Raw genomic sequence first — 15,730 nt, 5'->3', positions numbered from 1 at the left:
CTCCGAAGCTTGCGGTGTCAGACGGGCGGCTGGCCGAAGCCCACGCGCAGGATCGCGTAGAGGCAGGCCACAGCCACGATGACAGCATAGAAATTGTTGGCGAACACGGCCGCGATCTTGGTCGCGGGCGCGTGGACGTAATCCTCGATGATCACCTGCATGCCGAGACGCATGTGGATCGTCACCGACAGGACCGCCAGGATGAGGATCAGCGACACGAAGGGGCTGCCCACGAGACGGATCGCCTCAGGGTAGGGCCGACCGGCCATGCGCGCGATGATCACCACGAAGGCGAGCATCAGCACCACGTTGGCGACGGCGGTGAGCCGCTGAACCCACCAATGGCCCGCGCCGTGGTGGGAGACGCCGAGCCCCCGGACCCGCGCGCGCGGCGTCCGGATCGAGACGGCGGGGTTCTGGCGGATGTTTTCCTTGGCCATGTCGTCCCCCCCTCAGCGCGCCAGAAGGCCGATCACCCACACGACGACGGTCAGAACCGTCGAGCCGATGAGGGTGAGACGGGCGAGACCGAGGCGCTGCGTCTTGTCGAAGCCGATGCCCGCGTCCCACACGAAGTGGCGGATGCCGCCGAGCATGTGGTGCAGCAGGATCCATGTGTAGACGAACAGGATCAGCTTCCCGAAGATCGAGCCGAAGAAGCCCGCGACCCAGGCATAGGCCGCCGGGCCCGAGGCGAGCGCAACCAGCCAGATGGCGACGAGCGCCGTGCCGCCGTAAAGCGCGGTGCCGGTGATACGGTGGAACACCGACATCGCCATCGTCCACGTCCAGCGGTAGATCTGGAGGTGCGGCGAGAGCGGTTGGGCCACTGTCGGGCGGGCTGTAGGAGCCATGTGCGGGGGAACCTCGCGGTTTCGAACTGGACCGTCTCTAAGGTGGAACCGGTAGTGTCTGGGCGGGCAAGCCGCAAGGCGGCATGGTGCGGCGCAATGCGCACAACCTGCTGACACTTCATCTAGTTTGTCATTTCGGCCATCCCAGCAGCCACCACCATCCGAAATCCAGCGGCGCTGCAACCAAAAGCGAGACGAGCCCGAACGGCACCGTCAGCCGCGCAACCCGGCGCAACGGCACACGCCCCAGTTCGCTGGCGAAGACGATGGGCGGCGCCTGATAGGGAAAGAACAGGTTCGAGTAGCCGATCACCTGAATCGACACGACGGCGAGGGCCGAGAGCCCGCTCGCCTGAACGATCTCCGGTGCGAGCGCCGTGTAGAGAGCGGGCGCGCCGTTGGCTGTGACGAGAAGGGTGATCGCCGTGCTGAGACCGGTCAGCACCGCGAAATTCTGCGCAGTGGCTCCGGGCGAAAGGGGCGCCACGGCCAGCAAGGCATGGCCGAGCCGCTCGCCGAGCCCGGTGGCGTTCACCACGGCGACGAGGCCGAGCAGCGCCGCGATGTAGAAGCAGGTTCGCAGGCTCACCTGCCCGAAGGCATCCGCATTCATCACGCCGACCTTCGGCAGGAGGCAGATCACCGCCGCCGCGAGGCCAACCCAGGCCGGAGGAATCCCGTGCAGGCTATCGGTCATCCAGAGGGCGAGCGTCCCAAGGAGGATCGCCGCGAGCCGCCGCTCCGGCCCTGTGAGGGGTTGCAGGGCGGGTAGATCCGTCGTGGGCGCCGAAACCCGGTCAGGGAACAGGCGGACTATCAGTGCGATCAGGATCGCGCCTTTGACGAAGGCCAGGACCGGGGCGTGCAACAGGAAATAGGACAGGTAGGAGAAGTGCAGCCCGAGCAGCCGCTCGGCCGCGCCTGCCATGACGAGGTTCGGCACGTTGGCCGGCAGGATGGCCGCCGAGAGGACCGGCGTCGCCACGCCGACCGCGAGCACCGCCCCCTCTCGCCCTGGCCGACCGGCCCCGAGACCGAAGGCATCGCAGAGCGCCAGCGTCACCGGGATCATCAGGGCGATGCGCCCGAGATTGGACGGCATCACCAGGGCCAGCAGGAAGCTGAGTATGACCAGACCAGCAATGAAGCGCGTGTAAGAGCCGGACAATCGCTGGGCGAGCACCCGCGCCATCCGCGCGCCGAGGCCGGTACGGGTCATACCCTGCCCGACGATCATCCCCGACAGGACGAGCCAAAACGCCTGGGACGCGAAGCCGGAAAACACCGTCTCGGCCGGGGCGAGCTTGAACAGCATCGCCAGCCCGAAGAAGGCGAGCGCGGTGACGATCTCCGGAAGCAGCGACGTGGCCCAAAGGCCCATGCAGAGGACGAGCAGGAAAGCCGAGCCGAGCAAAACACCCTGTCCGACCACAGCCAGGCCCCCGTTGTCGTTGGGCGCCGATCCTGCCTTGTTCAGAATTATTCGCAATGCGTCGTCCGTGCATCCAGCCTTCGCCCGCGACGAAGGCTGGATGCAACTCGCTCGGGCGCTAGACCGGAAATCCAACGCCTGCCGCGAAGGATACCGGCAATGCCCCTACAGCCACTCCTTCTGCTGAATGCTGCAGACGGCCTCAGTGATCGGGCCCGTTTTCAACTGAAAGTTAGATCGCACGCAAATTCAAGCATCTAAATGTCCACATCCCGAGCGCTTTCATTGTAAAAAGTCTAAAAGAAATTTTCGATCGCTCATGTTTACTCGTTGTGTTCGGATCTAGAATCTGCGTCATTACGCCACTCCGAACGATCCATCGCGCGCACAGCGCTGAGATAGACACCGAAATGGTCTCAATACTTGAACGTACGCATCCGCGCGCCGTCCTATTCTGCATGATTGCCGTGTTGTGCGCGGCCGACCCTGCGAATGCATGGGATCCTCAAGCCACGCCAACCGACGTGACACTCGAAACCTTGACGGTAGAGGGGCAAGCCGGACCGAGGGGTGTCGTGCCGCCCTATGCCGGAGGGCAGGTGGCGCAGGGCGGGCGCCTCGGCCTCCTCGGCAACACCGAGACGGCGAAATCACCGTTCAGCATCTCAAGCTATACGGATACCTTCGTTCGCGATCGGCAAGCCTCGACGGTCTCGGAAGCCTTGGCCCTCGACCCTTCGGTCCGTGCGACGCAGACGACCGGGGCGCCGTTCGACTCCCTTTCCGTTCGGGGCTTTCCCATGAGCGAAGGGATCAGCGGCGAGATCGCCTTCGACGGTGTCTACGGCATCGCGCCGACCTTTCGCGTCTTCGCCGATTATGCCGAGCGGATCGAAGTGCTGAAGGGCCCTTCGGCCGGCCTGTCGGGCATGCCGCCCAATGGCGGAATCGGCGGTGTCATCAACGTCGTCCCGAAGCGGGCGGGCGAGGATCTGACCCGCGTCACCCTCGATTACGGCTCCCTCGCCCGGGGCGGCGGTCAAATCGATTTCGCTCGGCGGGGCGGCGAAGGCCGCGAATGGGGCGTCCGGTTCGTCGGCAGCCTGCATCGCGGCGACACGCCGATCGACCGTCAGGCCGAAACGACCGGCGTCGGCGCCCTGGCCCTCGATTACCAGGGAGAACGGTTCCGGGCGTGGCTCTACCTTCTCGCGCAGACGAACCAGTTCCGTGCCCCCCTGCGTCCGTTCCTCCTCAAAGCTGGCGTGCCGGTACCGAAGGCGCCCGATGGCCGCCTCAACCTGACCCAGCCCTGGGAAAGCGGGACAGTGGATGACCACGGCGGGCTGCTCCGCCTGGAATACGACCTCACCGACACGACAACGCTGTTCGCCGATATTGGCGGGTCCCAGACCAGCGTCTCCCGCATCTTCGCCTCGGCGCCAACTATCACCAACGCGCAGGGCGACACGACCACGAATCCGCAATTCTACGGCTTGGAGTCCAGCCGGTTCACAGCCGATGGCGGTCTGCGCACCGGGTTCGATACCGGCCCGATCCACCACGCCGTCGCGGTTCAGGCCTCCTATTACCGCGAGGAGATAGGCCGCTGGCTCTCGCCCATGCGGTCCAGCTACCGCTCCAACATCTACAATCCCGTCCTCGTCCCCCCGCTCGCCGTGCCGGTGACGGGTGCACGCCCGCGCTTCTTCGACAGCACCCTCACCGGCGTCACGGTGGCCGACACGATGTCCGCCCTGAACGAGCGCATTCTGCTCACCGCGGGCGTGCGGCGGCAGACGGTCGAGGCGCATAACTATGCCGTGAACGTGCCGGTGATCACGACCTCCTACAACAAGAGCGCCGTCACCCCCTTCGTCGGCCTCGTGCTGCGCCCGTGGGACAACGTTTCGGTCTACGGAAACTATATCGAGGGCCTGAGCCGGGGCGATTTCGCGCCGGCCGTGGCGACCAATTCGGGGACCGCACTCGCCCCCTATGTCGCCCGCCAGGTCGAACTCGGCGTAAAAGTCGATTGGGGGTCGGTCTCCACCAACCTCGCCGCCTTCCGCATCACCAAGCCGAGCGGCGAACTCGGCCCCGACCGCGTTTATGCGCAGACCGGTGAGCAGCAGATCGACGGGCTCGAACTCACCCTCTACGGCGAGGTCATACCCGGCATCCGGGCGCTCGGCGGCGTCACCTTTTTCGACGGCACCCTCACCCGCACCGTCACCGCCGCCAATATCGGCCATAAGCCCATCGGCGTACCCGGCGTCCAAGTGAATTTCGGCGGGGAATGGGACATTCCAGGCGTACCGGGCCTCACCCTCGACGGGGCCGTTGTCCATACCGGGCGCCAATATCTCGATGCCGCCAACCTCCAGGCGGTGCCGGATTGGACGCGCTTCGACCTCGGCGCCCGCTATGCCACCCTGATCGGCGGTCACCGTACCGTGTTCCGCGCCAACGTCATCAACGTCGCCAACGCGAAATACTGGACGGGCGTCGCTTCCTACGGGACCTTCTTCCAGGCGGCCCCGCGCACCTACCTGCTGTCGATGTCGGTGGATCTGTAGATCAGCGGAAGGGCGGCTCGTCGAAGCTGCGGAGCTTGCGCGAATGCAGCCCCGCCCGGTCGGCGCGGAGCGCATCCAGGGCGGCAAGACCGACCTTCAGATGCTCCGACACCGCCCGGTCGTAGAAAGCATTGGCCGCGCCCGGCAGCTTGATCTCCCCGTGCAGCGGCTTGTCGGAGACGCAGAGCAGCGCCCCGTACGGCACCCGCAGGCGGTAGCCCTGCGCCGCCACCGTGCCGCTTTCCATATCCACCGCGATGGCCCGCGATTGGTTGATCCGGCGGCGCTCCTGGGTAAAGCGCAACTCCCAGTTGCGGTCGTCGTAGGTCACGACGGTGCCGGTGCGCAGGCGCCGCTTGAGGGCGTCGTCGCGCTCGCCCGTCACCTGGGCGGCGGCCGATTGCAGGGCGACCTGCACTTCGGCGAGCGCCGGGATCGGCACATCCGGCGGGACCAGCTCGTCGAGGATGCGGTCGCGCCGGAAATAGGCGTGGGCCAGCACGTAATCGCCGATGGTCTGGGATTGGCGAAGGCCGCCGCAATGGCCGACCATCAGCCAGCAATCCGGCCGCAACACTGCCAGATGATCGGTGATCGTCTTCGCATTGGACGGTCCGACGCCGATATTGACCAGCGTCGTGCCCTGCATCGACCCGTCGGGCGCGCGGGAGACGAGGTGGTAGGCCGGCATCTGATGCTTGTGCCAGGGCGAGGCCGCGAGCAGCGCGGCCGGATCGGCATTCGCCGCCTCCTCGCGCTTCACCACGATGCCGCCGGGCAGCACCAGCCGCTCGAACCCCTCTTCCCCCGACGTCAGCCGTTCGAGCCCGTGCCGGATGAACTGATCGACATAGCGGTGATAATTGGTGAGCAGGATCCAGGGCTGGACCTCCCGCCAATCGCAGCCCGTGTAATGGACGAGGCGGCGCAGCGAGTAATCGACCCGCACCCCGTCGAACAGGGCGAGCGGGCGCGGCTCGCCCTCGACCATGTCGAATATGCCGTCCGCAATCTCGTCGCCCACGACGGAGAGGAGCGGAACGGGGAAGTAGGTCGCCAGTTCGGCCGCCTCGACCGAGCGGGCCGAAGGGTCGAGCCCCGCTTCGAGCACGTAGGGATAGGGAATTTCCTGCGCGCTCAGGCCCACTTCGAGGGACACGCCGTAATCGGCGACCAGCGGCTCGAGTTGCCGCAACAGGTAATCCCGGAAGAAGGCTGGGTGCGTGACCGTCGTCGCGTAGGTGCCCGCCGCCTGAAGCTTGGCAGTCGCCCGGCGCAGGCGCGGCAAGGGGCCGTCCGGCCGGTGCGTCACCCGCAGTTCCGGATAACGGAAGGCCAGCCGCTCCGAAGCATCGGGCGGCGCGCCGCCTTCCAGATATCGCTCCAATGCGCCGCGCAGCGCCGAGGTCGCACCGTCATAGAGGGCGACCAGTTGGTCCACTGCCTCGGTGGCATTCTGGACGGCCTGCATCGGCCGCAATTCGCGTTCGATCATCTCTCCTCCGGTCTTTCGGATTACACGGTCGCCGCTGCGGGCGCGAGGCGGTCCTTCGGGGGCCCTTGCATCGACAGGCCCCATGGCCGACACCCCGGTAAGGCAGGACAGGCTCGATGCAGGCAGACGAATTCGGGGTGCGCCCCGGCGAGGTCATGGCGGATCTGCCGGCGTCGTTCGATGCCGGCCTGCATTTCATCGGCCGCCTGCGCACGCCCTGGACCGAGCGCGCGGATTGCCCCAAGAACGGGCTCGAAACCCAGGATATCTGCACGGTCGAGGTCGACCCGGCCTACGCGGCGGGGCTCGGCAACGTCACCGGCTGCACGCACCTGATCGTGCTCTATTGGATGGAGCGAGCGACGCGCGGCCTCCTTATCCAGCAGCCGCGCCACGCCGACGGGCCACGTGGCACCTTCTCCCTGCGCTCTCCGGCCCGGCCCAATCCCATCGCCCTGTCGGTGGTGGAATTGCTCGGGCGCGAGGGAAACACCCTTCAGGTACGCGGCCTCGATTGCCTCGATGGGACGCCGCTCCTCGACATCAAACCCTATTACGCCACGACCGATTCCCGGCCCGAAGCCCAGGTCAACCGCGCGAGCGCCGATCAATGAAGCGCTTCATCGCTCCGGCCCTCGCCGCGCTCATGATGCTCGCGGCGGGGTTCATCGCAGGCTGGACCTCGCACCGGGCCCCCGCGGATGCCCGCGCCTACGCCGCGATGCGCGTCGTGGCCGTGCAGGTGGCTCTGGACGAGGCGCCTGCCGGATATGACTTCCTGGCGGGCGATTCACAGACCGAGTTGCAACCCGGCGACCAGCGGCCCTGCGGTATCCCCATCGTCAATGGCGGCGTGAGCGGTGCGACCTCCTCGACCTATGCGGAGTACTTCGCCAAGCTCACTTTCCCGGTGCGCCCGAAAGCGGCCTCGCTCACCATCGGCACCAACGATCTTCTCTTGAAGAACCGCCCGCGCGGCACCGATGCGGCGTCCCGCTTCGAAACCTCGGCCGAGCGCATCGTGCGGGGCCTCCAAGCGGTGACCGACCGCGTGGTCGTCACCGCCCTCCCCCCGGTGGGACGCGAGATCGCGGCCTTCGTGGATGCCGGGGCCGTGGGAGACTACTCGCAGAGATTGAAGGCGCTCTGCGGAAAGCTCGGCTGCCTCTACACCGACCCCTTCGCCGATCTTCGTGACGGAGAGACCGGCTTCGCCAAGCCCGGCGCGCTCCGCGACGGGCTGCACCTCGCCAAGTTCAGGCCAGCGATCCAGGCCCTCGCGCCGGCTTTGTGCGGGGGGTGAGGCTCACTCCCACTCGATGGTGCCAGGCGGCTTCGACGTGATGTCGTAGGTCACGCGGTTGATGCCCTTCACCTCGTTGATGATCCGCGTCGCCACGCGGCCGAGGAAGGCCATGTCGAAGGGGTAGAAATCGGCGGTCATGCCATCGACCGAGGTTACCGCCCGCAGCGCGCAGACATGGTCGTAGGTCCGGCCATCGCCCATCACGCCCACCGTCTTCACCGGCAGGATCACCGCGAAGGCCTGCCAGATCGTGTCGTAGAGGCCAGCCTGACGGATCTCGTCGAGATAGATCGCGTCGGCCTTGCGCAGGGCGTCGAGCTTCTCGCCCGTAATCGTGCCAGGGCAGCGGATGGCGAGGCCAGGGCCGGGGAACGGGTGGCGGCCCACGAAGGCCTCCGGCAGGCCGAGTTCCTTGCCGAGCACCCGGACCTCGTCCTTGAACAGCTCGCGCAGAGGTTCCACGAGCTTCATGTTCATGCGCTCGGGCAGGCCACCGACATTGTGGTGGCTCTTGATCGTCACCGAGGGGCCGCCCGTGAAGGACACGCTTTCGATCACGTCCGGATAGAGCGTGCCCTGCGCCAGGAACGCCGCCCCGCCGATCTTCTTCGATTCGGCCTCGAACACGTCGATGAACAGGCGGCCGATCGTCTTGCGCTTGACCTCGGGGTCGGACACCCCTTCGAGCGCCGACAGGAACATGCCCGACGCCTCAACGTGGACAAGCGGGATGTTGTAGTGGTCGCGGAACAAAGCCACGACCTGCTCGGCCTCGCCGAGGCGCAGAAGCCCGTGGTCCACGAACACGCAGGTCAGCTGATCGCCGATCGCCTCGTGGATCAGCACCGCCGCCACCGCCGAATCGACGCCGCCGGAGAGGCCACAGATCACCTTCTCCGAGCCGACCTGCTCACGGATCTTGGCGATGGCCTCCTCGCGGTAGGCGCCCATGGTCCAGTCGCCGGAACAGCCGGCGATGTCGCGCACGAAGTTGCGGATCAGCAGGGCGCCGTGGGGCGTGTGCGCCACCTCCGGGTGGAACTGCACCGCGTAATATTTGCGCGCCTCGTCGGCCACCGCCGCGAAGGGTGCATTCTTCGAGATGGCCACCGTGGTGAAGCCGTCCGGCAGCTTCGTCACGCGGTCGCCATGGCTCATCCAGACCGGGTATTTCTCGCCCTTGTGCCAGATGCCGTTGAAGAGCGGGCAATCGGCCAGGATCTCGACCTCGGCCCGGCCGAATTCGGCATGGTGCCCACCTTCGACTGCACCGCCGAGCTGGGCTGCCATGGTCTGCTGGCCGTAGCAGATGCCGAAGACCGGCACGCCCGATTCGAAGACCAGCTGAGGCGCGCGGGGCGAGGCTTCGACGGTCACCGATTCGGGGCCGCCGGAGAGAATCACGCCCTTGGGCTTCTGCTCGCGGAACGCGGCCTCGGCCTTGGTGAAGGGCACGATCTCGCAATAGACGCCCTCTTCGCGCACCCGGCGTGCGATGAGCTGCGTCACCTGAGAGCCGAAATCGACGATCAGGATTTTGTCGTGGTCGGTATTCATCGGCGGCAGTTAAACGACGTGGAGCGGGCACGCAACGCGCATGCCCGCTCGGTCTGGGGACTGGTCTCAGTCGAAGTTGCGGATCTTGGCCGAACCGCCGAGGCTGATGGCGGGCTTCGCGGCGCCCGCGAGGCTCACCTTCTTCTGGCCGGGCATCGGCTTGTGCTTGGTCAGGGCCGCAGCCGGGTCCACCGCCGGGCGGGACGGCTTCAGATGGGCCTGCCCGTGAATCACCGCGCCGATCTCCCCCGCCACGCGGATCAGATCCTCGCGATCGCAGGAGCGGGCGACCTTCAGGCCGAGCTGGTGCGTGTGGCTCTTGCCGTAGAGATAGGCGGCGAACTGCGCGCGCTTCAGGGGCGGGATCTGCTCCAGGATCAGCGGCAGGTCGTAATCGTCGGCGCGGTAGACGTTGCCCAGAACCTCAAGGCTCACGGGGCAGTCGATCTCGGGTTCGGCGCCGCTGGTCGGGTGCGCTTGCGTCATGGTCGCCTCTCGGGGATCGGTGGTTCGAAGGTCGGCCCGGATGCCTCACCGGGGCGGTCCGTTTCAAGCCCCCGGACCGCAGGAATTTCAGGCACGGCCGCACTGGCCAGGAGCCGGGCCTGCGGCGGCGTCCAGGGTGCCAAGCACCCGGTGCAGACCGATTCGATGATACGGCGCGCCCGCGCATTGCTGCGCTCGAAGGCAGCTTCGCGGGCGGCGCGTTCGGCATCGCCCCCGCCGCCGACACCGATGGCGGTGGGATCGGGCTGCGGCCGGATGCGGAGGAATAGGGCTTCCTGCGCCTCGGCCGCCACCGGAGCGACGAGGATGGCGAGACCGGCGAGCGTGGCCAGGCGATGTCGCGGACCCCTCTGCCCTGCCATACCCGCCCCCGATCCGCGCCAGCCGCATCGGTGTGCCGGGATGGTAAACGTGCAGTTAACGCCGTCCGGTAACCTTTCGTTAAATCCCTTCCGGCGATCCTGACCCTTAGCGTTCGGAGGTGTCGCCATGGCGGTCCTGAACACCGCGTTGCCCGGTCTCGTCGTCGGTGCCCCGGCCGTCCTGGCCGCCCTCGCCGCAGCGCTCCTCGCGGCCCGCCGAAAGCCCCAGCCGCAGGCGGTCAAGGTGTCCGCCCGCCGCCGGTAGCTCCGCCGTTCAGGCCGGGTTGTGCTCCTCGCGGATCCGGTAGCAGCCGACATAGAGCGCTGGCAGGAACAGCAGCGTCAGGAAGGTCGCGGCCAGGATGCCGCCGATCATCGCGAAGGCCATCGGCCCCCAGAAGACCTCGCGGGCGATCGGGATCAGGCCGAGGCTCGCCGCCGCCGCCGTCAGCAGGATCGGCCGCATCCGGTGGTGCGTCGCCTCGTAGACGGCATCCCACGGCGTCTTGCCCTCGGCGTGGAACTCTTCGATCTGAGTCACGAGGATCACCGCATTGCGGATGATGATACCGACCAGGGCCAGGATGCCGAGGATGGCGACGAAGCCCATCGGCTTGTCGAACAGGAGCAGCGCGGGCACCACGCCGATCAGCCCCAGCGGCGCCACGGTGAAGACGAGGAACATCCGCCCGAAGCTCTGTAGCTGGATCATCAGCAGCGTCGCCATGATGAGCAGCATCACCGGCACGACGTTGGCGATGGGGCCCTGGCCCTTGGCGGCTTCCTCCACGGCACCGCCGGTCGCCAAAGTGTAGCTCTCCGGCAAGGCCTTGGCGAAGGCATCGATGCCCGGCTTCAGGTTGGCGACGATGGTGGCGGGCTGTGTGTTGTCGCGGATCGTCGCCCGCACGGTGACGGTGGGCATCCGGTCCCGGCGCCACACGATGGGCTGTTCCAGTTCGTAGCCGATCCGGGCGAAGGCGAGCAGCGGCACGACCGCGCCGTTGGCGAGCCCGATCTGAAGGCTCTGGAGCGTGTCGAGGGAAGTGCGTTCGGCGGCCCGCGCCCGGCCGATCACGTCCACCAGATAGATCGAATCGCGCACCTGCGTGATGCTCTGGCCGCCCGCGATCCCATTCAGAACGCCCGCGATGTCCTGGCTGGTCACGCCGAGCTGACGGGCCTTGTCCTGCAGGATGTGGACGCGCAGCACCTTGCCGGGCTCGTTCCAATCGAAGGTCGGCACGTCGAGGCGGGAATCCTGCGCAACCACGTTGGCGAGGTCGAGGGCGCGGCGGCGCACGTCCTGCACGTCGGGGCCGCTGAGGCGGTACTGCACCGGCCGGCCGACCGGAGGCCCGAGGCTCAAAGGCTGGACCAGTACATCGGTGCCGACATAGTCCTGCCGGGCGCGCGCCTGCAGTTTGACCATCATCCGGTCGCGGACCTCCAGTGACTTGGTGACGATCACGATCTGACCGAAGAACGCGTTGTTCAGCTGCTGATCGAGGGGCAGGTAGAAGCGCACGGCGCCCTGGCCGACATAGGACGACCAGCTGACGACATCGGGATCGCCCTTCAGCCCCGCCTCGAACCGGTCCATCTGAGCCTTGGTCTCGGCGATGGTGGCGTTTTGCGGCAGCGTGAGATCGACCAGCAGCTCCGGCCGGTCGGAGGATGGGAAAAACTGCTGTTGGACATGCCCCATGCCAACGATCGCCGCCGCCATGAGGCCGATGCACAGAACGACCGTGGTCCAGCGCCAGCGCATGGCGACGCGCAGGCTCGCGAGGAAGGCGCGGGTGAACAGGCCGCGCTTCTCGGCATGGTGCTTCACCGTCTTCGGCAACAGCGTGACGCCGATGAGCGGTGCGAAGAGCACCGCCACGATCCAGGATATCAGGAGCGAGGCGGCGATCACCACGAACAGCGAATAGGTGTATTCGCCCGCACCCGACCCGTTGAAGCCGATGGGCAGGAAGCCCGCCACCGTCACCAGGGTGCCGGTGAGCATGGGAAAGGCGGTCGAGGTGTACGCGTAGGTCGCGGCCTTCTTCAGGGACTCCCCGAGTTCGAGCCGCGCGACCATCATCTCGACGGTGATCATCGCATCGTCCACGAGGAGGCCCAGCGCGATGATCAGGGCGCCCAGCGAGATGCGCTGCAGCGTCACGTCCATGATCTGCATGACGACGAACACGATCGCCAGCACGAGGGGGATCGAGACCGACACGACGAGGCCGGCGCGGACGCCGAGACTGACGAAGCTCACACCGAGGACGATCACCACCGCCTCGACCAGCGCCTCGGTGAAACCGCCGACCGCCTCTTCCACGATGCGCGGCTGATCGGACACGAGGTGGACTTGTACACCGAGCGGCAACTCGCCCTCGATGCGGTGCATCTTCTCCTTCAACGCCTCGCCGAAATGCAGCAGATTTGCGCCGGGGCGCATGGCGATGGCGAGGCCGAGCGCGGGCTTGCCGTTCACCCGGAATAGCGGCGAGGGCGGGTCCGCATAGCCCCGGCTGATCTCGGCGATGTCGGCGAGACGATAGAAATGGTCGTTCACCCGCAGGTTCACGTCCTGCAAGGAGGTCTCGTTGGCGAAGGAGCCGCTGACGCGCAGCGAGATCCGCTCCGGCCCGGCCTGGACCACGCCGGACGCCGAAACCGCGTTCTGCGCCTGCAAGGCCTTGGTGATCGCCTGGAGGTCGATGCCGTAGCCGGCGAGCTTGCGCGGGGAGAAGTCGAGGGAGATCACCTCGTCCTGCGCGCCGAGGATCTGCGTCTTGCCGATATCGGGCACCTTCAGGATCTCGGTGCGTACCTTCTCGACGTAATCGCGCAGCTGCCGATAGCTCAGCCCATCCGAGGAAAAGGCGTAGACGTTGCCGTAAACATCGCCGAACTCGTCGTTGAAGAATGGGCCCTGCACGCCTGCCGGGAATTGGCCCTTGATGTCGCCCAAGCGCTTGCGCGTCTGATAGAAGGCCGGCTGCACCTGAGACGGCTTGGTGGTGTCGCGGAACTGCACGAACACCGTGGTCTGGCCGGGCGTCGTGTAGCTGCGGACGTAATCGAGTCCGTTGAGCTGCTGAAGTTCCTTCTCGATCCGGTCCGTCACCTGATCGAGGGTGTCCGTGATGGTCGCGCCGGGCCACATCGCCTGCACCACCATCGTCTTGATGGTGAAGGGCGGGTCCTCCTCGCGGCCGAGGCGGCCATAGGCCATCACCCCGGCGAGCAGGCAGACGCCCATCAGGAACCAGACGAGCGATCGGTGCCGCAGCGCCCAGTCCGAGAGATTGAAATCCTTCACGATCCGACCCGCTCCCGCACGGTCACTCCGCGGCGGTGGCGAGGCGCACGGCCTGCCCGTCGCGGATGGAATGGACGCCCGCCACGACGACGCGTTCGCCCGGTTTCAGCCCATCCGTCACGGCAATGTCGTCCGGGTTCTCAGGGGGCCGCCCGATCGTCACATCGCGCCGGGTGACGGATTTTCCGTCGGCCGCCACGACCCAAACCGAGCGCCGCTCGCCTTCGTAGAGGAGCGCCGTCGCCGGGAGCACGAAGCTGCGGGGCTTGGCGCGGCTGAGGGACACGGTGATCGTCGCGCCCAAGCGGAAGGCCGGGTTCGGATCCTCGAGGGTCATGCGGATGCGCCGTGTCCGCGTACTGGTCTCTGCGAAGGGCGCCGTCTCGCGCACGCGGCCGCGGGCGGTGATTTCCGGCGCGCTCTGGAGCGAGACTGTGAACAGTCCATTCGCCGGCATGGCGCCGACGAGGTCTTCTGGAATATCGACCACCGCGTCGCGGGCATCCGGCCGGGCGACGGTGACGACGCCCTGGCCGGCGCTCAGCACCTGCCCGACTTCCGCGAGACGCTGGGTCACCACGCCGTCGAACTCGGCCTTGAGTTCGGTGTAGCCCATCTGGTCACGGGCCTTCTGAAGACTCGCTTCCGCCTGGGACAGGCGCGCCTGCGTGGTGTCGCGCTTCGCCACCGCCTGATCGAGCGCCGCTTGACTCACGGCATTGCCCGCCAGGAGGCGCCGTGTCCGCGCCTCGGCGGCCATAGCGTTCTCGGCCTGCCCGCGCGCGTCCGCGAGGTCGGCTTCGGCGCGGGTCAGATCGAAGCGCGACACCACCGGATCGAGCGCTGCGAGGCGCTGGCCCTGCTTCACCAGATCGCCCATCGTGACGTCGCGGGCGACCATGCGGCCGGGAATCTGGAAGCCGAGTTGCGACTGGTAGCGCGGCTCGACCGTGCCCGCGAAGGGACCGAATGTGACGCTGTCGCTCGGCTGCGCCACCTGCGTCAGCACGGGGCGAACGGGTGCGGCCTCATGCGCCTCCTCGGTCGGCTTGCACGCGCTAAGCGCGAGGGCGGCGATCACCAGTGCGGCTGGGTGGAGACGGTTCATCGGCGTTCGCCCGTCACGGCCGCACCCTGAAGCGGCGTCTCGCCGAGGGCGATGGCCGACACCATCTGGCCCGGCCGCAGGAATTGAATACCCGCCACCACCACCTGCTCACCCTGCTCGATGCCGGATTTCAGGGTGATGACGTTCGGCCCGTAGCGATCGATGACGACCTTACGCACCGCGACGGTGCGCTTGGCCGGATCGTAGACCCAGACCGCCGGCTCGTTCTCGTAACGATAGAGAGCTGACCATGGCAGCACGATCACGTCGCGCGGAATGAAGGTCCCGCGCCCCACGACCACCGAGCCGAGACTCATGGCGGGCGGCGTCGATCCGAGCCCGATCTTGACCCGTACCGTGCCGCTCGACGCATCGACGGTCGGGGAGATTTCCCGCACCGCCCCCACCGTCTTCACGGAAGGATCGGCCTGAAGCGAGACTTCCACGACCTTGTTGCCCGGCGGGCGCGCGGTCAGCGCCTCGTAGACGTTGAACACCGCGTCGCGGGGTCCATCCTGCGCGAGAACCAGAACCGTTTGGCCGGATTGCACCACCTGCCCGACCTCGAAGTCCCGGCGGGTGACGATGCCCGGCACGCCCGCACGCAATTCGGTATAGCTCAGCTGCTCCTGCGCGGTGCCGAGGGCCGCCTTGGTCGATTCGACGGAGGCCTGGGCCGTACGCAGATCCTGCTCCGCGTTGTCGTAGGTCGAGCGTGTCGTGAACCCGCCGCTGAGGAGTTGCTTTTGCCGCTCGAAGGTCAGCTTCGCCTGCGTGAGCTGCGCCTCGGCCGAGGAGACCGCCGCGCGCGCGTTATCGAGATTGGCGCGTTGCGTCAGTGGCTCGAGTTCGGCGATGACCTGATCCGCCGCGACATGGTCCCCAACCTCCACGAGGCGCTTGGCGACCTTGCCGTTCGTGCGGAACGAGACGTTGACCTGAGCCTGGGCCTGGATGTCACCGCTGAAGACGACATCCTCGGCCATGGAGGTGCGTCGTGCCTCGGCGATACGCACGCGCAGGAGTCCCTCGTCCCCCGGCGGCGAAGCGGCGGCGAGGAATGGGGCCGCCAGGAAGACGGCGAGTGAGATGCGGAACTTGCAGCGAGGATGCATGATGCGAGCAGCACCGCGACGAACGCCAAGCGGCGAGAGAACCTTTGCTCCCTATAATCCCTTTGCTACATACCGTCCAGTCGGTAACTAAGG

At 67.0% G+C, this 15,730-nt stretch carries 14 protein-coding genes; 4 read left to right on the top strand and 10 right to left on the bottom strand.

Annotation, left to right across the window (positions count from 1 at the left end; genetic code table 11):
* Nucleotides 1-17: 17 nt before the first annotated feature.
* From sdhD to J4O73_RS19870, 3 genes are all read right to left on the bottom strand, one after another.
* Entirely contained in the window at nt 18-440 is a 423-nt protein-coding gene (gene sdhD / locus J4O73_RS19880) for a succinate dehydrogenase, hydrophobic membrane anchor protein (protein ID WP_426220196.1), read from the bottom strand.
* Nucleotides 441-452: 12 nt separating this feature from the next.
* A complete protein-coding gene (gene sdhC / locus J4O73_RS19875; RefSeq protein WP_426220195.1) occupies nt 453-854 on the bottom strand; it encodes a succinate dehydrogenase, cytochrome b556 subunit in 402 nt (133 codons plus the stop codon).
* 130 nt (nt 855-984) lie between these two features.
* A complete protein-coding gene (locus tag J4O73_RS19870; protein ID WP_426220368.1) occupies nt 985-2,235 on the bottom strand; it encodes an SLC13 family permease in 1,251 nt (416 codons plus the stop codon).
* A gap of 509 nt (nt 2,236-2,744) precedes the next feature.
* On the opposite strand from J4O73_RS19870, the gene J4O73_RS19865 reads away from it, so the two are divergent.
* Nucleotides 2,745-4,865 carry a TonB-dependent receptor gene (locus J4O73_RS19865; protein ID WP_426220193.1) on the top strand — a complete coding sequence of 707 codons (2,121 nt, stop codon included), beginning with the start codon at nt 2,745-2,747 and terminating at the stop codon, nt 4,863-4,865.
* Nucleotide 4,866: 1 nt separating this feature from the next.
* Here the strand turns inward: J4O73_RS19865 and J4O73_RS19860 are convergent, their stop codons facing one another.
* Entirely contained in the window at nt 4,867-6,360 is a 1,494-nt protein-coding gene (locus J4O73_RS19860) for an AMP nucleosidase (protein ID WP_426220191.1), read from the bottom strand.
* Between the two features lie 116 nt (nt 6,361-6,476).
* Here J4O73_RS19860 and tsaA point away from each other — a divergent pair, with 116 nt between their 5' ends.
* Together tsaA and J4O73_RS19850 are read left to right on the top strand one after the other, a co-directional pair.
* A complete protein-coding gene (gene tsaA / locus J4O73_RS19855; protein WP_426220189.1) occupies nt 6,477-6,974 on the top strand; it encodes a tRNA (N6-threonylcarbamoyladenosine(37)-N6)-methyltransferase TrmO in 498 nt (165 codons plus the stop codon).
* Nucleotides 6,971-7,663, top strand: a complete 693-nt coding sequence (locus J4O73_RS19850) for an SGNH/GDSL hydrolase family protein (protein ID WP_426220187.1) — start codon at nt 6,971-6,973, stop codon at nt 7,661-7,663. Before tsaA ends, J4O73_RS19850 begins: the two co-directional genes overlap by 4 nt.
* A 3-nt stretch (nt 7,664-7,666) precedes the next feature.
* Here J4O73_RS19850 and guaA read toward each other — a convergent pair whose 3' ends face one another.
* The 3 genes from guaA to J4O73_RS19835 all read right to left on the bottom strand — a co-directional run bounded on the left by guaA (nt 7,667) and on the right by J4O73_RS19835 (nt 10,092).
* Nucleotides 7,667-9,223 carry a glutamine-hydrolyzing GMP synthase gene (guaA, locus tag J4O73_RS19845; RefSeq protein ID WP_426220185.1) on the bottom strand — a complete coding sequence of 519 codons (1,557 nt, stop codon included), beginning with the start codon at nt 9,221-9,223 and terminating at the stop codon, nt 7,667-7,669.
* A 66-nt stretch (nt 9,224-9,289) separates the two neighbouring features.
* On the bottom strand, nt 9,290-9,709 hold the full coding sequence (locus J4O73_RS19840) for a hypothetical protein (protein WP_426220183.1): 420 nt from the start codon (nt 9,707-9,709) through the stop codon (nt 9,290-9,292).
* Entirely contained in the window at nt 9,706-10,092 is a 387-nt protein-coding gene (locus J4O73_RS19835) for a hypothetical protein (protein WP_426220181.1), read from the bottom strand. Before J4O73_RS19835 ends, J4O73_RS19840 begins: the two co-directional genes overlap by 4 nt.
* 127 nt (nt 10,093-10,219) lie before the next feature.
* Between J4O73_RS19835 and J4O73_RS19830 the strand changes: the two genes are divergently transcribed.
* Nucleotides 10,220-10,357: a hypothetical protein gene (locus J4O73_RS19830; protein ID WP_426220179.1), complete on the top strand. Its 138-nt coding sequence runs from the start codon at nt 10,220-10,222 to the stop codon at nt 10,355-10,357.
* A 9-nt stretch (nt 10,358-10,366) separates the two neighbouring features.
* Here the strand turns inward: J4O73_RS19830 and J4O73_RS19825 are convergent, their stop codons facing one another.
* The 3 genes from J4O73_RS19825 to J4O73_RS19815 are packed head-to-tail and all read right to left on the bottom strand — an operon-like array spanning nt 10,367 to nt 15,637.
* Nucleotides 10,367-13,414 (bottom strand): efflux RND transporter permease subunit, encoded by a 3,048-nt coding sequence (locus J4O73_RS19825; RefSeq protein WP_426220177.1) that lies wholly within the window; start codon nt 13,412-13,414, stop codon nt 10,367-10,369.
* A 22-nt stretch (nt 13,415-13,436) separates the two neighbouring features.
* Complete coding sequence (locus J4O73_RS19820) at nt 13,437-14,522, bottom strand: efflux RND transporter periplasmic adaptor subunit (protein ID WP_426220176.1); 1,086 nt, start codon at nt 14,520-14,522, stop codon at nt 13,437-13,439.
* Nucleotides 14,519-15,637 carry an efflux RND transporter periplasmic adaptor subunit gene (locus tag J4O73_RS19815; protein WP_426220174.1) on the bottom strand — a complete coding sequence of 373 codons (1,119 nt, stop codon included), beginning with the start codon at nt 15,635-15,637 and terminating at the stop codon, nt 14,519-14,521. The genes J4O73_RS19820 and J4O73_RS19815 overlap by 4 nt, the downstream gene beginning before the upstream one ends.
* Between the last annotated feature and the right edge of the window lie 93 nt (nt 15,638-15,730).

Source organism: Methylobacterium sp. NFXW15 (genome assembly GCF_049887755.1).
Taxonomy (GTDB): Bacteria; Pseudomonadota; Alphaproteobacteria; order Rhizobiales; family Beijerinckiaceae; genus Methylobacterium.
Note: the sequence above shows the minus strand (reverse complement) of the source record. Positions and strands in the feature narration are given on the sequence as shown.